The sequence below is a fragment of the Streptomyces sp. SID5469 genome (assembly GCF_009862865.1).
In the GTDB taxonomy this organism is placed as follows: domain Bacteria; phylum Actinomycetota; class Actinomycetes; order Streptomycetales; family Streptomycetaceae; genus Streptomyces; species Streptomyces avermitilis.
Window position 1 is genome coordinate 3511568 of sequence record NZ_WWIN01000001.1, and the last position, 20142, is coordinate 3531709.

The window sequence follows — 20142 nt, forward strand, 5'->3', positions numbered from 1 at the left end:
GCGCCATCGCCGGGTCAGCAGTCCCTGAACTCCGGGGACTGGTTCAGCAACTGGCTGCGGACCGAGGTGAAGCGTGCCAGCTTCTGGTCCACCGAGGTGTCCAGCGGGAACACCGCAACCCGGTGGCAGTTCTGGAAGGCCAGTCGCACTCCGAAGTGCCGCTGAAGCGCGCCGCGTATCGCGTCACTCGCGAGCGCACGCAGCAGCTGGCCACGCGCCTGCTCGTCCGGCGGGGGCGTCTGGTTGTCGGCGAACGCGCCGCCGTCCACCTTCAGCTGGGCCACCAGGGAGCTGATCATCTCCCATGCGTAGGGCAGGGAGGTCCGGACGCAGTCGACGAAGTCAGCTTCGTCGACCTCGCCTCGCTCGGCCTGTTCGAGTAGGGCCGGTGAGACGTCGAGCGACATGGGTTCTCCTCTCGGACCCCCTGTGGAGCGGGGGCTGACGGACAGGGAGGGAGTTCGCGATTTCGAACACGCTGCGTACGCGCGTCGCGACCTCCCGTTTATACGGTAAGCAACGGACGGTGACGGCACCAGGAGAATGCGAACACAGAGAACTCTCAATGGGCACACAATCGGCCACGACCGAACAGGCGTCTTCCAGGGCGAATCGCGTGCACCACTGCCCGTCGAGTAGCGTTGCCGACCATGCGTCTCGTCATTGCCCGCTGTTCCGTGGACTACGCGGGCCGGCTCACCGCCCATCTCCCGTCCGCCCCCCGTCTCATCCTGGTGAAGGCGGACGGCAGCGTCTCGATCCATGCGGACGACCGGGCCTACAAGCCCCTCAACTGGATGTCGCCGCCCTGCACGCTGAAGGAGGGGTCGGGGGACGAAGAGGGCGTCTGGACCGTCATCAACAAGGCGGGCGAGAAGCTCATCATCACGATGGAGGAAATCCTCCACGACTCCTCGCACGAACTCGGCGTGGACCCCGGCCTGATCAAGGACGGCGTGGAAGCGCACCTCCAGGAACTGCTCGCCGACCGCATCGAGACGCTCGGCGACGGCTACACGCTGATCCGCCGCGAGTACATGACCGCCATCGGCCCGGTCGACATCCTGTGCCGGGACGCCACCGGGCAGACCGTCGCGGTGGAGATCAAGCGGCGTGGCGAGATCGACGGCGTGGAGCAGCTCACCCGCTATCTGGAGCTGCTGAACCGCGACCCGCACCTCGCGCCGGTGCGCGGCGTCTTCGCCGCACAGGAGATCAAGCCGCAGGCCCGCGTGCTGGCCACGGACCGCGGCATCGGCTGCACGGTCCTCGACTACAACGCCATGCGCGGCATCGAGGACGACAAGCTCCGGCTGTTCTGAGCACTCCGGTACGAGTCAGGTTCAAGTCCGGTACGCCTCACCTACGACCGAGGGCCGAGTCCGAAAGCGGACCCGGCCCTCTTGTATTCGGTACGTGGATTCCGTACGCGACTGTCGTGCGCGGCCGTCAGATCACCGGGTCCGAGTCGCTGGGCGACCCGGCGCCGCTGCTCTGCGGTGCGCTCGCCGTACCGCTGCCGGTGGCGGGAGCACTGGAGGACGCCGGGCCGCTGGCCGAATCCGTCGTCGACGGGGCCGTCGTAGTCGGCGGCGGTGTGGTGGTCGCCGGAGGCGTGCTGGTCGGCGGGGTCGTCGTCGGGTTGCTGGTCGTCGGCTTGGACGACGTCGGCGGCTTGGTCGTCGGCGACTTCGAGGGCGACTTGGACGGCGACGTCGACGGGGTGGTCCCCTTCGTTCCGGTCGGGTCGTCCGAGGGCCGGGCGCTGGCCGACGGGGCCGGGTCGTCCGCCGTCCCGTAGGTGCCGTCGGGACCCGGGTCCGTGGGCACGCCTGCGACGCCCGAGTCGCCGGTGTCCTTCCTCGGCTTGTCCGCACCGAGGCTGTCGTCGTCGATGCCCTGGCTGGCCGACGGGTTGACGCCGACCTTCTCGGCCGGCGGGTCGTCGTTGTTGTTGGACGTCATGCCGAGCGTGACGACGGTGCCGAGCACCCCCGCCAGCAGCACACCGGCGCCCGCGGCCACCAGGTTGCGCCGGGCGCCGCCGACGATGCCCTTGACGGAGACCGGGCCCTGCCGGGCGGGCGTGGGCTCGGTCCGGTGGGTGACCAGGGTCGTACCGTCGCCGGACGGCTCGGGCAGTCCGAAGCCGGCCGGTACCCCGCCGGGCGGCGACGCCGACTCCTCGTAGCGCGCGTCCGGCACCTCCTCGCCCGCCGCCGTGCGCCCGCCGGGCAGTGCCGCCCCGGAGCGGTCGGCGACCAGGGCGAGGGCGCGGCGGCCGGCGACCGTGCCGCGCTTGTCGGCGAGGGCGCCGCGCAGCCCGATGGAGGCCTCCAGCTCGGCGCGGGCCCGGTCGAGCTGGCCGCAGCAGAGCGCGAGGATGCCCAGTTCGTGGTGGAAGTAGGTCTGGTCGCCGACCTCGCCGGCGAGCCGGGACGCCTCGGCGCCGGCGCGCAGCGCGCGCTCCCAGGCGCTCCAGTGCAGCCCCGCGGCGAACGCGGGGGTGGCGTGGCGGGCCAGCAGTACGGCGGCGCTCTCCTCGTTCTCGCCCGGGGGCGTGGTGAGCGGCACCAGGACGGTGAGCGCGGCGAGCACGGCGTCGGCCTCGGCCGAGACGCGCTCCGGGGTCACCGAGGGGTGCCCGGCCCACCAGGCGTAGTGCTGGGCGGCGGCGAGGGCGCGGGCGTCGGCCCCGGTCGCGTATCCGGCGGCCTCCAGCTGGGCCTGCACACCGGCCGCGAGCCGGTAGCGGGAGCCGACCGGCGAGACGAGCGCACAGCTCAGGAGCTCGGCGAGCGCGGCGTCGGCGTGGGTGTCGTCCACGAGGGCGGGCAGATGCGTCTGGTGCGGCACCTCGCCGCCGAGCGCGACGGCGAACTTGAGGGTCTCGCGGGCCGACGCGCTCAGCCGCGAGGCGAGCAGTGAGGCGGGCGCGGCACCCTCGGCGAGGGACGGCAGGGGCAGGTCGTGACCGTCTTCGGCGTCCGACGGCGCGTCGGGGGTGTCTCCCGGTTCGAGCGAGGCCGAGAGCCTCGGGGACGGCGCGTCGTCGTAGAAGCCGAGCGAGTCGAAGGCGTTCGGGTCGGCGCGCAGCTCGTCGCGCTGCCGCAGCAGCGCTCCGGCCTGCATGAAGCGCAGGGGAAGACCCTCGGACTCGAACCAGAGGTCGCCCGCCCAGTTCGACTCGTCCTCGGTGAGGACCCGGCCGACCGCGCGCTCGAGGAGTTCGAGGCCGCCCGCGCGGTCGAGGCCGCCGAGGAAGACCTCTTCGAGCAGGGAGTCGGCGGAGGGCGCCGGTACATCGGGCGTGGCCGAGATCAGGAAGGCGCACTCGGGCGTGGCGTCGAGCAGCTCGTCGAGCGCGCTGCCGCCGAACTCCACGTCGTCCAGGACGACGACCGCGCCGATCTCGTGGACGAGCCGGAGCAGTTCCTCCCGCTCCGGCCGGTGGAGATCGCTCTTGTAAACGGCGGCGAAGAGGTCGTGGAGGAGGTCGCTCGCGGTGCGCCGGTAGCCGGTGAGGCGGACGACGCCGTCGGGGGCGAGGTCCGCGCAGTCCTCGGCCACGGCGTCCAGCAGGACGGTGCGGCCGGAGCCGGCGGGGCCGGTGAGGCGGACGGAGCGGCCGCGCGCGAGGAGCCGTACGAGCCGCTCGCGCTCCTCCTGGCGCTCCAGGAGCGGCAGCCGGGGCCGCGCCGGTCCGGGCGGGACGGGCGGCTGGGCGGCGCGGGCGGTCTCGGCGCGCTCGGCCGGAGCGAACTTCACCGGCCGGGGTGGCCGCTCGCCCGGCGGGCAGGCCTCTATCTCGCTGCCGTCGACGGGGTTGACGGTGAGCAGGTAGTCGCCCGAGACGAGCTGGACGGTGCGGGCGACCACCGGCGTGTGCTGTCCGAAGTCTGAGGTGAGGGAGTCCCGCGGCGGGCGCTGGCGCGGCGTTTCGCCGTCACCGTCATGGCCGTACTCCTCGGGTTCCTGGTTGTTCGGGTCCATAGGTCCAAGCCCCCCAAAAGCGTCGTGTGCGGGTTCTGTCTTCGGTCTCCCGTCGTCCGCCCCAAGGGTGGGCCGCGCGGCGTCCGGCGCGTGCGATCGCAAAGCGCCGGAAGGTCCTCGTAGCGGAGCTACCAGGGCCTTTCGGCAACGCCGCGAGCGTGCGTGCCAGGCGTCGCGCGGCAGACGGGAGTCCGGAGACAGGACCCGAGCCCCTCCCGGCCTTGCTGCACACCGCGCTGTCGCTTCTGGTCCGGTGCCCGCTCGAGGGTTTCCGGCGGCGGGCAGCCGAACCCTAAACCTTTGCACAGTATCTCGGAACAGTCGGGGTACCGGGCCGTCCGAGACGTCACAGCTTCGTGAGGATTGGTGCGCGGCGTACGTTTCACCCCCCGGTGGGGTGGTGTCACACCCGGGGCAGTGACTCGACCCCGATGCCGCCCTCGATCGCCAGGATCCGGTGCAGCCGGGTGGCCACCAGCAGGCGCTGCATCTGCGGTGGTACGTCGCGCAGCACGAGCCGTCTGCCGCAGCGTCCGGCCCGCCGGTGGGCTCCCATGATCACCCCGAGTCCGGTGGCGTCCCATGAGTCCAGTTCGGACAGGTCGAGAATCAGGTCACCGACTCCGTCGTCGACGGCCGAGTGCAGGACCGTTCGGGCGTCCGCCGCGCTGCGGACGTCGAGGCGGCCCCCGACGACCAGCTCGGCGTGGTCGCCCCTGATATGCATATGCGCTCCCCGAGAGTGCGTTGGCGTGCTCCGCGACAGTGGTTGTGCAACGTCTGACTGCCCCAATGGCGGTCAGGTTGCCGTCTGTAAGCGAACCGATACCGAATTCACTCCATGGAGTGAGGCCCCAGGGGGCGCGCCCGGTTCAGTGCTTGTAGAAGCCCTGCCCGCTCTTGCGTCCGATGTCACCGGCGTCAACCATCCGGCGCATCAGCTCCGGCGGGGCGAACTTCTCGTCCTGGGACTCGGTGTAGATGTTGCTGGTGGCGTGCAGCAGGATGTCGACGCCGGTGAGGTCGGCGGTGGCGAGGGGGCCCATGGCGTGACCGAAGCCCAGCTTGCAGGCGAGGTCGATGTCCTCGGCGGTGGCCACGCCCGATTCGTACAGCTTCGCCGCCTCGACGACGAGCGCCGAGATGAGACGGGTCGTCACAAAACCGGCGACATCGCGGTTGACGACGATGCAGGTCTTGCCGACGGACTCGGCGAACTCCCGCGTGGTGGCGAGGGCCTCGTCGCTCGTCTTGTAGCCGCGGACCAGCTCGCACAGCTGCATCATCGGGACCGGCGAGAAGAAGTGCGCGCCGACGACGCGCTCCGGGCGCTCCGTCACCGCGGCGATCTTGGTGATCGGGATGGCGGAGGTGTTGGAGGCGAGCACGGTCTCGTCCCGCACGATCTTGTCGAGCGCGCGGAAGATCTCGTGCTTGACCTCCAGCTTCTCGAAGACGGCCTCGACGACGATGTCGGCGTCGGCGACCGCGTCCAGATCGGTGGTCGTGGTGATGCGCGCGAGGGCGGCCCCGGCGTCGTCGGCCGACAGCCTGCCCTTGCTGACGAACTTGTCGTACGAGGCCTTGATGCCGTCGGTGCCGCGGGTCAGCGCCTCGTCGGTGACGTCGCGCAGGACGACGTCCCAGCCGGCCTGGGCGGAGACCTGGGCGATACCGGAACCCATGAGTCCGGCTCCGATGACGGCGAGCTTCCCTGTCACTCCGACTCCCCTTAGCACGCTGTTTATGTTGCCTCTCCGGCGGACCTTAGCGGTCGTGAGGGCCTGTGCGAACGGGGAAGAGACGCGTGTCACGTCTCACGGCATGAGACACCTGTCACTTGACGATCCGGCACGGGGACGCGTCCCGCCGGCACCGCGCCGACGGCTCAGCCCGCCTCCCGCACGGCATAGTTGAGCACCCTCTCGCTGAACAGCTCCTCCATGTCGTCGAGTAGACCGAGGGCCTCACGGGAGACCTCGCCGGGGGAGCGGCCGGCCATCATCTCGCGCCCGATGAGCGCCAGCAGCGTGGTGTGCGCCCAGCCGATCTGACCGGCCATCAGCGACGGCATCGGGTCGTCCGGATCGGCGCCGGTCTCCGTACGCAGGGTCTCCTCGAGGAGTTCGAGGCTCTGCTGGTTCATGTGCCCCAGACGGGCGCGGAGTCCGGCCGCCGCCTCGACGACTTTCATAAAGCGGTCATATCCCTCGAAGAGGCCCACCTGGGGCGAGACCGCCTCCACCTCGCCGCGCAGCTCGCGCAGTACCGCGGCGGCCGCGGACTCGCCCGTGTCGCGGGCGCGCACAAAACGCGAGAGGCGCGCGACGCTGCCCTTGGCCCGGTCGAGGAAGAGGTCCTCCTTGGCCTGGAAGTAGTTGTAGACGGTGTTGACGGAGACGTCGGCCGCCTCGGCGATCTCGGCGATCGTCACCTCGTCGAACCCGCGCTCCAGGAACAGCCCCGTGGCCACATCCGAGATGTGCTGCCTGGCCTGCCGCTTCTTCCGCTCCCTGAGCCCCTCTGCCATGCCCCCATCGTAGCTTTGCTGGGTCCGCTGAAATTTTGGTGTCATTGCAAAATTGCAGGGACTCTGTTTTTCTTGACGGCATGGCAATCATCAGTACGGCCGGTCTGGCCCGTACCTTCCGGACGAAACGCGGCCCGGTCGAGGCGGTGCGCGGCATCGACCTCACCGTGCGGCCGGGCGAGATCCTCGGCTTCCTCGGCCCGAACGGAGCCGGGAAGACCACGACCCTGCGCATGCTCACGACCCTGCTGCCGCCCACCGGCGGTGCGGCCACCGTGGCCGGCTGCGACCTGGTCTCGGACCCCGTCGGAGTGCGCCGGGCCGTGGGGTACGTGGCGCAGTCCGGCGGTGTCGACCCGAATGTCACCGCGCGGGAGGAGCTGGTCACGCAGGGACGGCTGTACCGCCTGACCAGGCTCCAGGCGTCGGAGCGCGCCGCGGAACTGGCGCGTGACCTGGATCTGGCGGACCTGCTGGACCGCCGGACGGCGGCGCTCTCCGGCGGCCAGCGGCGGCGCCTCGACATCGCGATGGGGCTCACGCACCGCCCCCGGGTCCTGTTCCTCGACGAACCGACGACGGGGCTCGACCCCGGCAGCCGGGCCGACCTCTGGGACCTGGTCCGCCGTCTGCGCGACGAGCACGGCACCACGGTCTTCCTGACCACGCACTACCTCGACGAGGCGGACGCGCTCTCCGACCGGCTCGTGATCGTCGACAAGGGCGTCGTGGTGGCCGAGGGCACGCCGAGCGCGCTGAAGCTGGCGCACGGCGGCTCGATCGACGCGACGCTCCAGGACACGTTCCTCGCCATCACCGGCCGGGGCCCCTCGCCCGCCGACTCCGCCCCCGTAGCCGTATAGACATCCGCACCCGTAGCCGCTGAGGAACCCGATGCTCTTCCAGGACACCGCGCTGATCTACGGGCGCTACGCCCGCCAGACCCTGCACTCCAAGTTCCAGATCTTCTTCGGCATGCTGATGCCGCTGCTCTACCTGCTGCTGTTCGGACCGCTCCTGACCCATCTGCCGCTGGGATCGCACGGCAGTTCCTGGCAGGTGCTGGTGCCCGGCCTGCTGCTTCAACTCGGCCTGTTCGGCTCCCTGTTCTCGGGCTTCTCGATCATCTTCGAGAAGAACTACGGCGTCGTGGAGCGGATGCGCGTCACCCCCGTCAGCCGTCTCGCCCTGCTCCTCGGCCGGGTACTGCGCGACGCCACCCTGCTGGTCTTCCAGGCAGTGCTGCTGGTGCTCACCGCGCTGCTCATGGGGCTGCGGGCGCCGCTCGCCGGGATGCTCATCGGGTTCGCGTTCGTCGCGCTGCTGGCCGTCTCCCTCAGCTCCCTGTCGTACGCGGTGGCGCTGAAGGTCGACCGGCCGCAGGAGTTCGGCCCGATCATCAACGCGGTCTCCCTGCCGTCGATGCTGCTGTCGGGCCTGATGCTGCCCATGACCCTCGGGCCCGACTGGCTCGACGTCCTGTCCCACGTCATGCCGCTGCGCTATCTGGTGGACGCGATCCGGGACGCGTACCTCGGCCAGTACGCGACCTCGGCCATGCTGTACGGCGTCCTGGTCGCCCTCGGCTTCGCGACGCTCGCCGTGACGGTGGGCACACGGGTGTTCCGGACGGCCGGAGCGTAACTACGCTGGTCGCATGGTCAATCTGACGCGCATCTACACGAGGACCGGCGACCAGGGCACGACCGCCCTCGGCGACATGAGCCGGGTCGCCAAGACCGATCCCCGGATCTCCGCCTACGCCGACGCCAACGAGGCCAACGCCGCCATCGGTACGGCGATCGCGCTCGGCGGGCTCGACGAGGAGATCGTCAAGGTCCTCGTCCGGGTGCAGAACGACCTGTTCGACGTGGGCGCGGACCTGTCGACGCCGGTCGTCGAGAACCCGCAGTTCCCGCCGCTGCGCGTCGAGCAGTTCTACATCGACAAGCTGGAGGCGGACTGCGACCTCTTCAACGGCGAGCTGGAGAAACTGCGCTCCTTCATCCTGCCCGGCGGCACGCCCGGCGCGGCACTGCTGCACCAGGCGTGCACGGTCGTACGACGGGCGGAGCGCTCGACGTGGGCCGCGCTGGAGGTCCACGGAGAAGACATGAACCCGCTCACCGCGACCTACCTCAACCGGCTGTCGGACCTGCTCTTCATCCTTGCCCGCACCGCCAACAAGGGCGTCGGGGACGTGTTGTGGGTGCCGGGCGGAGAGCGCTAGCGGAGCTTGGCCCGTTTTTGCTTCGGGAACAGCGTGTAGCTGAGGGCGATGATCACGTTGATGCCGATCAGCCACACCATCCTCATCTGCCACATGCGCAGTGAGTCGGTCTCGCCGCCGGAACCGACGTACCAGATCGCGGCCTGAAGCAGCGCCGTCGCGACGACGGCCGCGAGGATCCAGCGCCCCGCCACCCGCCACTCGTGGACGGCGCGGGCCACCCCGTACTTCGGCGGCCTGACCGGCGGTGGCCCGCCCGCGAACCGGTGGGCCACCCGGGCGTCGGCCCACTTGATCGTGGAGTGGCCCAGGCCCACGGTGAAGCCGATGTAGACGGCGGCGAGACCGTGCTTCCAGTCGGGCTCCGCGCCGTTCCTCAGGTCGATCGCGGTGACAGCGAACAGGACGACTTCGAGCAGCGGCTCGCACAGCAACAGGGCCAGGCCGGTGCGCGGCATCCTGAACGCGTAGCGGAAGGTCAGTCCCGCGGCCAGCAGCACCCAGAAGGCCACTTCACAGGCAATGACGAGTGTGACGATCACGGCTCGCTCCTCTCGGTCACCCTTCCAGACTCCCGGCGGCGCGGACCCGGATCGTCGTCGCCAGTGAGGAAACGGCACTGCATCCTTCGATGTAGCGGCGGACCGTCCCCCAGGATCAGGCGACACGCGGGTGCGCCGTGTTGGATGGACTCATGGCCGTACGACTCCCCCGCCCCCACCACCACGACGTGCGCATCGCGGTGGGCGGGCTCCTCGGGGGGCTGCTGCTGTGGGGGCTCGGCCTCAGTCCACGGAACCCGCACGACAGTGTCGTGCTGTGGCCGGCGCACTGGGCGGTGCTGGTCCCGCTCGTCGTGACGGCCGGCTGCGAGCTGCTGCGCAGGACCCGGCCGCGGGCGGCCCTGCTGATCGGCACGGCCGCCGTGGTCGCCGACACGGTGACCCTGGGCAGCGTGGTCACCGTCGTGATGTTCACGGACCTCATGTACGCGGCCGTCCTGTACGGCACCCCCGCCTCCGCCCGCCGGCTGCCCTGGCTCACCGGGCTGCTCACCGTGATCGGCGGGGTGGGGCCGGCCGCCGTCTGGGGCGACCCCGACGGCCTGCTGATCGGTGTCGGCGTCGGCGTGGTGGCATTCGCGCCCGCCGCCACCGGCTCGGTCGTCCGCAACCACCGCGAGGCCGCCGAGGCCGCCCGGCTGCGCGCCGAACAGACCGCCCTGCTCGCCGAGATGGACCGCTCCCAGGCGGTCACCGCCGAACGCGCCAGGATGGCTCGGGAGTTGCACGACATGGTCGCCAACCACCTGTCGGCGATCGCCATCCACTCCACCGCCGCGCTGTCCATCGACGAGCCGGGGACCTCCCGGGAGGCGCTCGGCGTCATCCGGGAGAACAGCGTGGCGGGACTCGCCGAGATGCGGCGGCTGATCGGGATCCTGCGCGACGGCGACGGCGAGGGGGAGCCGGTCGCGACCCCGACCCTCGACGGGCTCGCCGCGCTCGTCGACGGCGCCCGGACCAACGGCCTCGACGTCACCCTCGACGCCGACCCCGGCCGGGTTCCCGCCCCGGTCGAGCTCGCCGCCTACCGCATCGTCCAGGAGTCCCTGACCAACGCCCTCAAGCACGCCTCCCCCGGCCGGGTCGCCGTCACGCTCGCCGCGCGGGACGGCTCCCTCGCCGTGCGGGTGACCAGCCCCTACGGCGACCGGGACGGGCCGCGCGCGCCCGGCTCGGGGGCCGGCCTGGTCGGGATGCGGGAACGCGTCGCCCTGCTGCACGGAACGTTCGAGGCGGGCCCCGAGAACTCCGGCCGGGGCACGGTCTGGACCGTACGCGCCACCCTTCCGATCACCCATGGAGGAACCGAATGATCCGCGTGCTCGTCGCCGAGGACCAGTCCGCCGTACGGGCCGGGCTCGTCCTCATCCTGCGCAGCGCGCCCGACATCGACGTGGTCGGCGAGGCCGCGGACGGCGAGCAGGCGGTCGCGCTCGCCCGTGAACTCCGGCCGGATCTCGTCCTCATGGACGTGCAGATGCCGCGTCTCGACGGGGTGTCCGCCACCCGCCGGGTCGTCGCCGAGAACCTGGCCGACGTACTGGTCCTCACCACCTTCGACCTCGACGAGTACGTCTTCGGGGCGCTGCGCGCGGGCGCCTGCGGGTTCCTGCTGAAGAACACCGAGGCGCGCCAGCTGCTGGAGGCGGTCCGCACCGTCGCGCGGGGCGAGGGGCTGATCTCGCCCGCGGTCACCCGCCGGCTGATCGCCGAGTTCGCCGCGAAGCCCGTACGGGAGCCGGGGCCCGACCCGGTGATCCTCGACGTCCTCACCCGGCGGGAGCGCGAGGTCCTGTCCTGCCTCGGCCGGGGGATGTCCAACGCGGAGATCGCGGCCCGGCTCGACATGGCGGAGGCGACCGTGAAGACGCACGTCAGCCGCCTGCTGGGGAAGCTGGAGCTGCGCAGCCGGGTCCAAGCCGCCGTGCTCGCGCAGGAGTTGGGGGTCTGAGGCAGAGCCCGTGCGCACTGGTCCAGACCTATTGACCTATGGTCCAGACCTTTCTATTCTCGCCGCACTGCGCTTGCGCTCAGTCATGACCACGACACCCCCGGGCGCGCCGAAGGTCAACATCAGAAGAGGAGGCGCAGCATGCGCTTCGGACACAGAGCCGTGGCAGGGTTCGCCACCCTGCTGCTCCCGCTCGCCGGCCTGGTGGGGCTCGCAAGCCCCGCCCAGGCCGCAGGCTCGGCCACCGCCACCTACGCCAAGACCCAGGACTGGGGCACCGGCTTCGAAGGCAAGTGGACCGTCAAGAACACCGGCACCAGCAGCATCAGTTCCTGGACGGTCGAGTGGGACTTCCCCTCCGGTACGTCCGTGACCTCGGCCTGGGACGCGGACGTCACCAGCTCCGGCACCCACTGGACCGCCAAGAACAAGTCCTGGAACGGCACCCTCGCCCCCGGCGCCTCCGTCTCCTTCGGCTTCAACGGCGCGGGCTCCGGATCCCCTTCCAACTGCAAGCTGAACGGCGACAGTTGCGACGGCGCCACCACCCCCGGCGACGCCGCTCCCTCCGCACCGGGCACCCCGACCGCCTCCGGCATCACCGACACCTCGGCGAAGCTGTCCTGGACGGCGGCCACGGACGACAAGGGCGTCAAGAACTACGACGTCCTGCGCGACGGCGCCAAGGTCGCCACCGTGACGACGACCTCGTACACGGACACCGGTCTGACCGCCGGCACCGACTACTCGTACACCGTCCAGGCCCGTGACACCGCCGACCAGACCGGCCCGGTCAGCGGCGCGGTCGCCGTGCACACCACCGGCGGCGGCACGACTCCCCCGCCCACCGGCTCCGCCGTCAAGCTCGGCTACTTCACCGAGTGGGGCATCTACGGCCGCAACTACAACGTCAAGAACCTGGTGACGTCCGGCTCCGCGTCGAAGATCACGCACATCAACTACGCCTTCGGCAACGTCACCGGCGGCAAGTGCGCGATCGGCGACTCCTACGCCGACTACGACAAGGCCTTCACCGCCGACCAGTCGGTCAGCGGCGTCGCCGACACCTGGGACCAGCCGCTGCGCGGCAACTTCAACCAGCTGCGCCAGCTGAAGGCCAAGTACCCGAACATCAAGGTGCTGTGGTCGTTCGGCGGCTGGACCTGGTCCGGCGGTTTCGGCGCGGCGGCGGCGAACCCGGCCGCGTTCGCCCAGTCCTGCTACGACCTCGTCGAGGACCCGCGCTGGGCCGACGTCTTCGACGGCATCGACATCGACTGGGAGTACCCGAACGCCTGCGGTCTCTCCTGCGACACCAGCGGCTCGGCGGCCTACAAGAACCTGATGTCGGCGCTGCGCGCGAAGTTCGGTTCGAACAACCTGGTCACCGCGGCCACCACCGCCGACGGCTCCTCCGGCGGCAAGATCGACGCGGCCGACTACGCGGGCGCCGCCCAGTACGTCGACTGGTACAACGTGATGACGTACGACTTCTTCGGCGCCTGGGACGCCCAGGGCCCCACCGCCCCGCACTCGCCGCTCACCTCGTACAGCGGCATCCCGAAGGCCGGCTTCACCACGGCCGACGCGATGGCCAAGTTCAAGGCGAAGGGCGTGCCCGCGAGCAAGCTGCTGATCGGCATCGGCTTCTACGGCCGCGGCTGGACGGGCGTCACCCAGGACGCTCCGGGCGGCACGGCCACGGGCCCGGCGGCGGGAACGTACGAGCAGGGCATCGAGGACTACAAGGTCCTCAAGACGTCCTGCCCGGCCACCGGCACGATCGCCGGTACGGCCTACGCGCACTGCGGCAGCAACTGGTGGTCCTACGACACCCCGGCGACCATCGGTACGAAGATGGCGTGGGCCAAGAGCCAGGGCCTGGGCGGCGCGTTCTTCTGGGAGTTCAGCGGTGACACCGGCAATGGCGAGCTGGTGAGCGCCATCAACAGCGGACTCGGATAACCCTCACGCCACGTTGACGCTCCCCCAGACTCCGTCCGGGGGGGACCCCACCCAGCGAGTGAATGTGGCCTTTCAGGCCACATTCACTCGCTGTCCGGGCGGGGCTGCCTCCAGCCACGCGAGAAATCCGGTCAGCGCGTCTTCGCTCATCGCGAGCTCGAGACGCGTGCCCCGGTGGAGACAGACAAGGATCACGGCGTCGGAGAGCAGCGCCAGCTCCTCCTCGCCCTCGGGGGCGCGGCGGCCGGCCACCTCGATCGCCGAGCGTTCCAGGACGCGGCGCGGGCGGGGGGCGTAGGAGAAGACGCGGTACCACTCGATGCGGTCGCCGTTGTAGCGGGCGACGCCGTAGCTCCAGCCCTTGCCGTTCGAGTCGCCCTTCTCGGGGACGTCCCAGCGCAGACTGCAGTCGAACGTTCCGCCGGAGCGCTGGATCAGCCGGCGGCGGAGACCGAAGACGAAGAGCCCCACCACTACGAGCGCCACTACCAACCCGCACACAGTCAGAGCGAGGACCATCGACACCGACCTCCTCGTCTCCTAGGTAAAACAGGTAACGGAACGGAAAAAAGCACCCGCATCGCCTCAGCCGCGGCCCGGTCTGGATTGCTCCAGTCCCGGCCGCGGCTGAGTCACGTCATGACGTGCGCGCTGGGGTCAGCGCGCCGACACCGCACGCAGTCGGACGTCCGCGCGACGCTCGGCGGTGGCATCACCCTCCGCCTTCGCCCGCTCGAGCTCCCGCTCCGCGCGCTGGGCATCGATCTCGTCCGCAAGCTCGGCGATCTCGGCCAGCAGCGACAGCTTGTTGTCGGCGAACGAGATGAAACCGCCGTGCACCGCGGCGACGACCGTTTCACCATCACTCGTACGAATGGTCACCGGGCCCGATTCCAGCACACCGAGCAGCGGCTGGTGACCGGGCATGACGCCGATGTCGCCGGACGTGGTGCGCGCCACGACCAGGGTGGCCTCGCCGGACCAGACCTGGCGGTCGGCGGCGACCAGCTCGACGTGCAGCTCAGCAGCCAAGGTGGCTCCTCGGGTCACCACCCGGCGGGTCTGCCGGGTGTTGGGTCAAATTCTAGTAGGCGTACATGAGGGGGTGGGACGCACCCACCCCCTCATGGTGAGCACGGGGCTCAGGAGACGCCGAGCTCCTTGGCGTTGGCCTTGAGGTCCTCAATGCCACCGCACATGAAGAACGCCTGCTCCGGGAAGTGGTCGTACTCGCCGTCGATGATCGCGTTGAACGCGGTGATCGACTCGTCCAGCGGGACGTCCGACCCGTCGACGCCGGTGAACTGCTTGGCGACGTGGGTGTTCTGGGACAGGAAGCGCTCCACGCGACGGGCGCGGTGGACAACGAGCTTGTCCTCCTCGCCGAGCTCGTCGATACCGAGGATCGCGATGATGTCCTGGAGGTCCTTGTACTTCTGCAGAACCGTCTTGACGCGCATGGCGGCGTCGTAGTGGTCCTGCGCGATGTAGCGCGGGTCCAGGATGCGGGACGTGGAGTCCAGCGGGTCCACGGCCGGGTAGATGCCCTTCTCGGAGATCGGACGGGAGAGAACCGTCGTCGCGTCGAGGTGGGCGAACGTGGTGGCCGGGGCCGGGTCGGTCAGGTCGTCCGCGGGGACGTAGATCGCCTGCATCGAGGTGATCGAGTGACCACGGGTCGAGGTGATGCGCTCCTGGAGGAGACCCATCTCGTCGGCCAGGTTCGGCTGGTAGCCCACCGCGGAGGGCATACGGCCGAGCAGGGTCGACACCTCGGAACCGGCCTGGGTGAAGCGGAAGATGTTGTCGATGAAGAACAGCACGTCCTGCTTCTGCACATCGCGGAAGTACTCCGCCATGGTCAGACCGGCCAGGGCCACGCGCAGACGGGTGCCCGGGGGCTCGTCCATCTGGCCGAAGACCAGGGCGGTCTTGTCGATGACGCCCGAGTCCGACATCTCCTCGATGAGGTCGTTGCCCTCACGGGTGCGCTCACCGACACCGGCGAACACGGAGACACCGTCGTGGTTGTTGGCGACGCGGTAGATCATCTCCTGGATGAGCACCGTCTTGCCGACGCCGGCTCCACCGAACAGACCGATCTTTCCACCCTTGACGTACGGGGTGAGAAGGTCGATGACCTTGACGCCGGTCTCGAACATCTCGGTCTTCGACTCGAGCTCGTCGAAGCGCGGGGCCTTGCGGTGGATGGACCAGCGCTCGCCGTCGTACTTCTCGTCGACGTTCAGCACCTCACCGAGGGTGTTGAACACCTTGCCCTTGGTGAAGTCGCCGACCGGGACGGTGATGCCCGTACCGGTGTCGGTGACCGCGGCCTGGCGGACCAGACCGTCGGTGGGCTGCATGGAGATGGTGCGGACCAGGCCGTCACCCAGGTGCTGGGCGACCTCCAGGGTCAGCGTCTTCTTCTCGCCGGCGTTGGCCGGGTCGGCCACCTCGACGTGAAGGGCGTTGTACATGTCCGGCATCGCGTCGACGGGGAATTCCACGTCGACGACCGGGCCGATGACCCGGGCGACGCGGCCCGTGGCAACGGCCGTCTCAACTGTCGTCGTCATTACCTGTCACTCCCCGCGGTCGCGTCGGCCAGGGCGCTGGCGCCACCGACGATCTCGCTGATTTCCTGGGTGATTTCGGCCTGGCGGGCCGCGTTGGCAAGGCGGGAGAGCGTGTTGATCAGCTCGCCCGCGTTGTCGGTGGCCGACTTCATCGCACGACGCGTGGCGGCGTGCTTGGAGGCAGCCGACTGGAGCAGCGCGTTGTAGATACGGCTCTCGACGTAGCGCGGCAGCAGGGCGTCGAGGACGTCCTCCGCCGACGGCTCGAAGTCGTACAGCGGACGGATCTCGCCCTGTGTGGACGACTCCTCCGCCACCTCTTCGAGGCTGAGCGGCAGCAGGCGGGCGTCGATCGCCGTCTGCGTCATCATCGAGACGAACTCGGTGTAGACGATGTGGAGTTCGTCCACGCCGCCGTCCGCCGTCTCCTTCTCGATGGCCTCGATGAGCGGACCCGCGACCTTCTTGGCGTCCGCGTACGTGGGCTCGTCGGTGAAGCCCGTCCACAGCTCCGTGACCTTGCGCTCACGGAAGTTGTAGTGGGCGGCACCACGGCGGCCGACGATGTACGTGTCGACCTCCCTGCCCTCGGCCTCGAGCCGCGCGGTCAGCTGCTCCGCCGCCTTGATGGCGTTGGAGTTGAACGCGCCGGCCAGGCCGCGGTCGCTCGTCAGGAGCAGCACCGCGGACCGGGTGACCGTCTCGGCCTGGGTGGTCAGCGGGTGCTTGGTGTTCGAGCCGGTGCCGACCGCCGTGACCGCGCGGGTGAGCTCGGTCGCGTACGGCGTGGAGGCCGCCACCTTGCGCTGCGCCTTGACGACACGCGAGGCGGCGATCATCTCCATCGCCTTGGTGATCTTCTTGGTCGCGGTGACGGATCGGATGCGACGCTTGTAGACCCGGAGCTGGGCTCCCATGAGTCAGGTCCCTTCCTTACGTCACTTGCCGGCGGCCGGAACGTCTTCGCCGAGAAGCTTGCCGTCCGAGGTCTCGAACTGCTTCTTGAAGTCCGCGATGGCGTCGGCGATGGCCGTGAGGGTGTCGTCCGACATCTTGGCGCCCTCCTTGATGGAGGTCATGAGTCCCTGGTACTTGCGGTGCAGGAACTCCAGCAGCTCCTTCTCGAAGCGGCGGATGTCGGCGACCGGTACGTCGTCCATCTTGCCGGTGGTGCCGGCCCACACGGAGACGACCTGGTCCTCGGTCGGCATCGGCTGGTACTGAGCCTGCTTGAGCAGCTCGACCATGCGCTGACCGCGCTCCAGCTGGGACTTCGACGCGGCGTCCAGGTCCGAACCGAAGGCGGCGAACGCCTCCAGCTCACGGAACTGGGCGAGGTCCACGCGAAGACGACCCGAGACCTGACGCATCGCCTTGTGCTGCGCGGAACCACCGACTCGGGAGACGGAGATACCGACGTTCAGCGCGGGGCGCTGACCGGCGTTGAACAGGTCCGACTCCAGGAAGCACTGGCCGTCGGTGATGGAGATGACGTTGGTCGGGATGAACGCCGACACGTCGTTCGCCTTGGTCTCGACGATCGGCAGACCCGTCATCGAACCGGCGCCCATGTCGTCGGAGAGCTTCGCGCAGCGCTCCAGCAGACGGGAGTGCAGGTAGAAGACGTCACCCGGGTAGGCCTCGCGGCCCGGCGGGCGGCGCAGCAGCAGGGACACGGCGCGGTAGGCGTCGGCCTGCTTCGAGAGGTCGTCGAAGATGATGAGGACGTGCTTGCCCTCGTACATCCACTGCTGGCCGATGGCCGAACCGGTGTACGGCGCCAGGTACTTGAAGCCGGCCGGGTCGGACGCCGGGGCGGCGACGATGGTCGTGTACTCCAGCGCGCCGGCCTCTTCCAGGGCACCGCGCACGGAGGCGATGGTGGAACCCTTCTGACCGATGGCGACGTAGATGCAGCGAACCTGCTTCTTCGGGTCGCCGGTGCGCCAGTTGTCACGCTGGTTGATGATCGTGTCGACGGCCAGGGCGGTCTTGCCGGTCTGGCGGTCACCGATGATCAGCTGACGCTGGCCACGGCCGATCGGGGTCATCGCGTCGACGGCCTTGTAGCCGGTCTCCATCGGCTCGTGCACCGACTTGCGGTCCATGACCGTGGGGGCCTGCAGCTCGAGGGCGCGACGACCGCTGGTCTCGATCTCGCCGAGGCCGTCGATCGGGTTGCCGAGGGGGTCGACGACGCGGCCGAGGTAGCCCTCGCCCACGGCGACGGACAGCACCTCACCGGTGCGGTGCACCGGCTGGCCCTCCTCGATACCGCTGAACTCGCCGAGGACGACCGCACCGATCTCGCGCTCTTCCAGGTTCAGCGCGAGGCCGAGAGTGCCGTCCTCGAACTTCAGCAGCTCGTTGGCCATGGCCGAGGGGAGACCCTCAACCTTGGCGATACCGTCGCCGGCGACGGTGACCGTGCCGACCTCCTCGCGCGAGGCCGCGTCCGGCTTGTACGACTGGACAAAGTTCTCCAGCGCATCCCGGATCTCCTCCGGCCGGATCGTGAGCTCCGCCATCTGGGTTCCCTGCTCTCCTTGTTGGGCCCGAAGTTTCACTTTGGGGGGATGGGGACTCCCCCTGAAAAGAGGTGAATCCTCTGCACGGCCCAACCAGGGCCGTCGGTACTACTAGGTATTGAGTTGCTGCTAGCTCGCCATGCGGCGGCGGGCGTCCTCGAGCCGGTCCGCGATGCTGCCGTTGATGACCTCGTCGCCGACCTGCACCCGCATCCCGCCGAGGACCTCGGGGTCCACGTCGATGTTGAGGTGCATCTGACGGCCGTAGAGCGTCGCGAGGGCGGCGCCGAGGCGCTGCTTCTGCGTGTCACTCAGCGGGACCGCCGTGGTGACGACCGCGACCAAGCGGTCGCGGCGCTCGGCGGCGAGCTTGGACAGGGACTCGAGTCCCGCCTCCAGGCTACGTCCACGCGGCGTGGTCACAAGGCGCGTCACGAGACGCTCGGTGGTCGCGGTGGCCCGGCCGCCGAGCAGGCTGTGCACCAGCTCGCTCCTGGCCGCCTTGTCGGCGGTGCGGTCGGTCAGCGCGGCCCGCAGCGCGGGGTTCGACGAGACGATCCGGCCGAACCGGAACAGCTCGTCCTCGACGTCGTCGAGCACGCCCGCCCGCTGGGCCGCCGTGAGGTCGGCGATGTCCGCCAGCTCCTCGACGGCGTCCACCAGGTCGCGGGACTGCGACCAGCGGGAGCGCACCATGCCGGTGACCAGGTCGGTGGCGGGGCCGCCGATCTGGCTGCCGAAGAGGCGACCGGCCAGCTCGGCCTTGGCCTCGGCGGCCTGCGCCGGGTCGGTGAGGACCCGACGCAGCGACACCTCGCGGTCGAGCAGCGCGGTGACGGCGGCCAGCTCGTCGGCGAGCTGGACCACGTCCACGGACGTCGAGTCCGTCAGCGCATCGAGACGCTCACGTGCGGCAGCGGTTGCCTCGCGGCTCGCTCCGTGTGCAGTCATCGAGTCGCCTCGGCCTTCTCCTCGAGCCCGTCGAGGAAGCGGTCGATGACACGGCTCTGCCGGGCGTGGTCCTCGAGGGACTCACCGACGAGCTTGCCGGCCAGGTCGGTGGCGAGCGTGCCCACGTCCTGGCGCAGCGCCTGCGCGGCGGCCTTGCGGTCGGCCTCGAGCTGGGCGTGGCCGGCAGCGATGATCTCCTCGCGCTGCCGCTGGCCTTCCGCACGCATCTCGGTGATGAGCGTGGCGCCCTGCTCCTGCGCCTCCTGGCGCAGACGCGCGGCCTCGTGCCGAGCCTCGGCGAGCTGAGCCTTGTACTGCTCGAGCACGCTCTGGGCTTCGACCTTCATGGCCTCGGCTTCTTCGATACCGCCTTCGATCGCGGCACGACGCTCTTCCAGAACCTTGTTGATGTTCGGGAGGAGCTTCTTGCCGAGGACGAAGAAGACGATCGCGAAGGCCAGAAGGCCGATGACGAGCTCCGGGACCTCCGGAATGAGGGGATTCTGGGCTTCCTCAGCAGCCAGCTGTACCAGGATCACATCTGTGCCTTCCGTCAAAGTTTCGCGTCAGAGACCGGATCAGGAAGGGTAGACAAAGCCCATGACCAGGCCGATCAGGGCCAGCGCCTCACAGAGCACGAAGCCGAGGATCTGGTTCTGGCGGATCAGGCCGGCCGCCTCGGGCTGGCGGGCGAGGGCCTGGGTGCCGTTACCGAAGATGATGCCGACGCCGACGCCCGGGCCGATGGCGGCGAGGCCGTAACCGATCGCACCGAGGTTGCCCTGGATGTTGACCGCGGCGAGGGTCTGGAGAGCGGACATGCCGTTTCTTCCTTCTTTTTCACGGGCC

General features: G+C 69.8%; 21 protein-coding genes. 7 read left to right on the forward strand and 14 right to left on the reverse strand.

Annotated features, from left to right (window positions below):
- Nucleotides 1-14: 14 nt before the first annotated feature.
- Nucleotides 15-407: an SCO5389 family protein gene (locus tag GTY58_RS14970; protein WP_010984298.1), complete on the reverse strand. Its 393-nt coding sequence runs from the start codon at nucleotides 405-407 to the stop codon at nucleotides 15-17.
- A gap of 243 nt (nucleotides 408-650) precedes the next feature.
- Here GTY58_RS14970 and nucS point away from each other — a divergent pair, with 243 nt between their 5' ends.
- A complete protein-coding gene (gene nucS / locus GTY58_RS14975; RefSeq protein ID WP_010984299.1) occupies nucleotides 651-1322 on the forward strand; it encodes an endonuclease NucS in 672 nt (223 codons plus the stop codon).
- Nucleotides 1323-1449: 127 nt separating this feature from the next.
- Here the strand turns inward: nucS and GTY58_RS14980 are convergent, their stop codons facing one another.
- The 4 genes from GTY58_RS14980 to GTY58_RS14995 form a co-directional block, all read right to left on the reverse strand.
- Entirely contained in the window at nucleotides 1450-3993 is a 2544-nt protein-coding gene (locus GTY58_RS14980) for an ATP-binding protein (protein ID WP_010984300.1), read from the reverse strand.
- Nucleotides 3994-4396: 403 nt separating this feature from the next.
- Nucleotides 4397-4720, reverse strand: coding sequence for an STAS domain-containing protein (locus tag GTY58_RS14985; protein WP_010984301.1), 324 nt, complete (start codon nucleotides 4718-4720; stop codon nucleotides 4397-4399).
- A gap of 145 nt (nucleotides 4721-4865) precedes the next feature.
- Nucleotides 4866-5714, reverse strand: a complete 849-nt coding sequence (locus GTY58_RS14990) for a 3-hydroxyacyl-CoA dehydrogenase family protein (protein ID WP_010984302.1) — start codon at nucleotides 5712-5714, stop codon at nucleotides 4866-4868.
- Nucleotides 5715-5881: 167 nt separating this feature from the next.
- A complete protein-coding gene (locus GTY58_RS14995; RefSeq protein WP_010984303.1) occupies nucleotides 5882-6523 on the reverse strand; it encodes a TetR/AcrR family transcriptional regulator in 642 nt (213 codons plus the stop codon).
- 80 nt (nucleotides 6524-6603) lie between these two features.
- Between GTY58_RS14995 and GTY58_RS15000 the strand changes: the two genes are divergently transcribed.
- From GTY58_RS15000 to GTY58_RS15010, 3 genes are read left to right on the forward strand one after another with little or no spacing between them, the layout of a single operon-like run.
- Nucleotides 6604-7386 (forward strand): ATP-binding cassette domain-containing protein, encoded by a 783-nt coding sequence (locus GTY58_RS15000; protein WP_010984304.1) that lies wholly within the window; start codon nucleotides 6604-6606, stop codon nucleotides 7384-7386.
- A gap of 31 nt (nucleotides 7387-7417) precedes the next feature.
- On the forward strand, nucleotides 7418-8167 hold the full coding sequence (locus tag GTY58_RS15005) for an ABC transporter permease (RefSeq protein WP_010984305.1): 750 nt from the start codon (nucleotides 7418-7420) through the stop codon (nucleotides 8165-8167).
- A 13-nt stretch (nucleotides 8168-8180) separates the two neighbouring features.
- Nucleotides 8181-8753 carry a cob(I)yrinic acid a,c-diamide adenosyltransferase gene (locus GTY58_RS15010; protein WP_010984306.1) on the forward strand — a complete coding sequence of 191 codons (573 nt, stop codon included), beginning with the start codon at nucleotides 8181-8183 and terminating at the stop codon, nucleotides 8751-8753.
- Here GTY58_RS15010 and GTY58_RS15015 read toward each other — a convergent pair.
- Nucleotides 8750-9295, reverse strand: coding sequence for a hypothetical protein (locus GTY58_RS15015; RefSeq protein ID WP_037651550.1), 546 nt, complete (start codon nucleotides 9293-9295; stop codon nucleotides 8750-8752). The genes GTY58_RS15010 and GTY58_RS15015 overlap by 4 nt on opposite strands.
- A gap of 152 nt (nucleotides 9296-9447) precedes the next feature.
- On the opposite strand from GTY58_RS15015, the gene GTY58_RS15020 reads away from it, so the two are divergent.
- From GTY58_RS15020 to GTY58_RS15030, 3 genes are all read left to right on the forward strand, one after another.
- Nucleotides 9448-10632: a histidine kinase gene (locus GTY58_RS15020; protein WP_010984308.1), complete on the forward strand. Its 1185-nt coding sequence runs from the start codon at nucleotides 9448-9450 to the stop codon at nucleotides 10630-10632.
- On the forward strand, nucleotides 10629-11270 hold the full coding sequence (locus GTY58_RS15025) for a response regulator transcription factor (RefSeq protein ID WP_010984309.1): 642 nt from the start codon (nucleotides 10629-10631) through the stop codon (nucleotides 11268-11270). The genes GTY58_RS15020 and GTY58_RS15025 overlap by 4 nt, the downstream gene beginning before the upstream one ends.
- A 141-nt stretch (nucleotides 11271-11411) precedes the next feature.
- Nucleotides 11412-13235, forward strand: a complete 1824-nt coding sequence (locus tag GTY58_RS15030) for a glycoside hydrolase family 18 chitinase (protein ID WP_010984310.1) — start codon at nucleotides 11412-11414, stop codon at nucleotides 13233-13235.
- A 72-nt stretch (nucleotides 13236-13307) separates the two neighbouring features.
- On the opposite strand, the gene GTY58_RS15035 is transcribed toward GTY58_RS15030, so the two are convergent.
- The 8 genes from GTY58_RS15035 to GTY58_RS15070 form a co-directional block, all read right to left on the reverse strand.
- On the reverse strand, nucleotides 13308-13754 hold the full coding sequence (locus tag GTY58_RS15035) for a DUF2550 domain-containing protein (protein WP_037651552.1): 447 nt from the start codon (nucleotides 13752-13754) through the stop codon (nucleotides 13308-13310).
- 138 nt (nucleotides 13755-13892) lie between these two features.
- Nucleotides 13893-14267 carry a F0F1 ATP synthase subunit epsilon gene (locus tag GTY58_RS15040; protein ID WP_010984312.1) on the reverse strand — a complete coding sequence of 125 codons (375 nt, stop codon included), beginning with the start codon at nucleotides 14265-14267 and terminating at the stop codon, nucleotides 13893-13895.
- Nucleotides 14268-14377: 110 nt separating this feature from the next.
- Nucleotides 14378-15814: a F0F1 ATP synthase subunit beta gene (atpD, locus tag GTY58_RS15045; RefSeq protein WP_010984313.1), complete on the reverse strand. Its 1437-nt coding sequence runs from the start codon at nucleotides 15812-15814 to the stop codon at nucleotides 14378-14380.
- Entirely contained in the window at nucleotides 15814-16731 is a 918-nt protein-coding gene (locus tag GTY58_RS15050; protein ID WP_010984314.1) for a F0F1 ATP synthase subunit gamma, read from the reverse strand. The genes atpD and GTY58_RS15050 overlap by 1 nt, the downstream gene beginning before the upstream one ends.
- Before the next feature lie 21 nt (nucleotides 16732-16752).
- Entirely contained in the window at nucleotides 16753-18342 is a 1590-nt protein-coding gene (gene atpA / locus GTY58_RS15055) for a F0F1 ATP synthase subunit alpha (RefSeq protein ID WP_010984315.1), read from the reverse strand.
- Between the two features lie 129 nt (nucleotides 18343-18471).
- On the reverse strand, nucleotides 18472-19293 hold the full coding sequence (locus GTY58_RS15060; protein ID WP_010984316.1) for a F0F1 ATP synthase subunit delta: 822 nt from the start codon (nucleotides 19291-19293) through the stop codon (nucleotides 18472-18474).
- Nucleotides 19290-19832, reverse strand: coding sequence for a F0F1 ATP synthase subunit B (locus GTY58_RS15065; RefSeq protein ID WP_037651554.1), 543 nt, complete (start codon nucleotides 19830-19832; stop codon nucleotides 19290-19292). Before GTY58_RS15065 ends, GTY58_RS15060 begins: the two co-directional genes overlap by 4 nt.
- A gap of 39 nt (nucleotides 19833-19871) precedes the next feature.
- On the reverse strand, nucleotides 19872-20114 hold the full coding sequence (locus tag GTY58_RS15070; RefSeq protein WP_010984318.1) for an ATP synthase subunit C: 243 nt from the start codon (nucleotides 20112-20114) through the stop codon (nucleotides 19872-19874).
- Nucleotides 20115-20142: the final 28 nt, after the last annotated feature.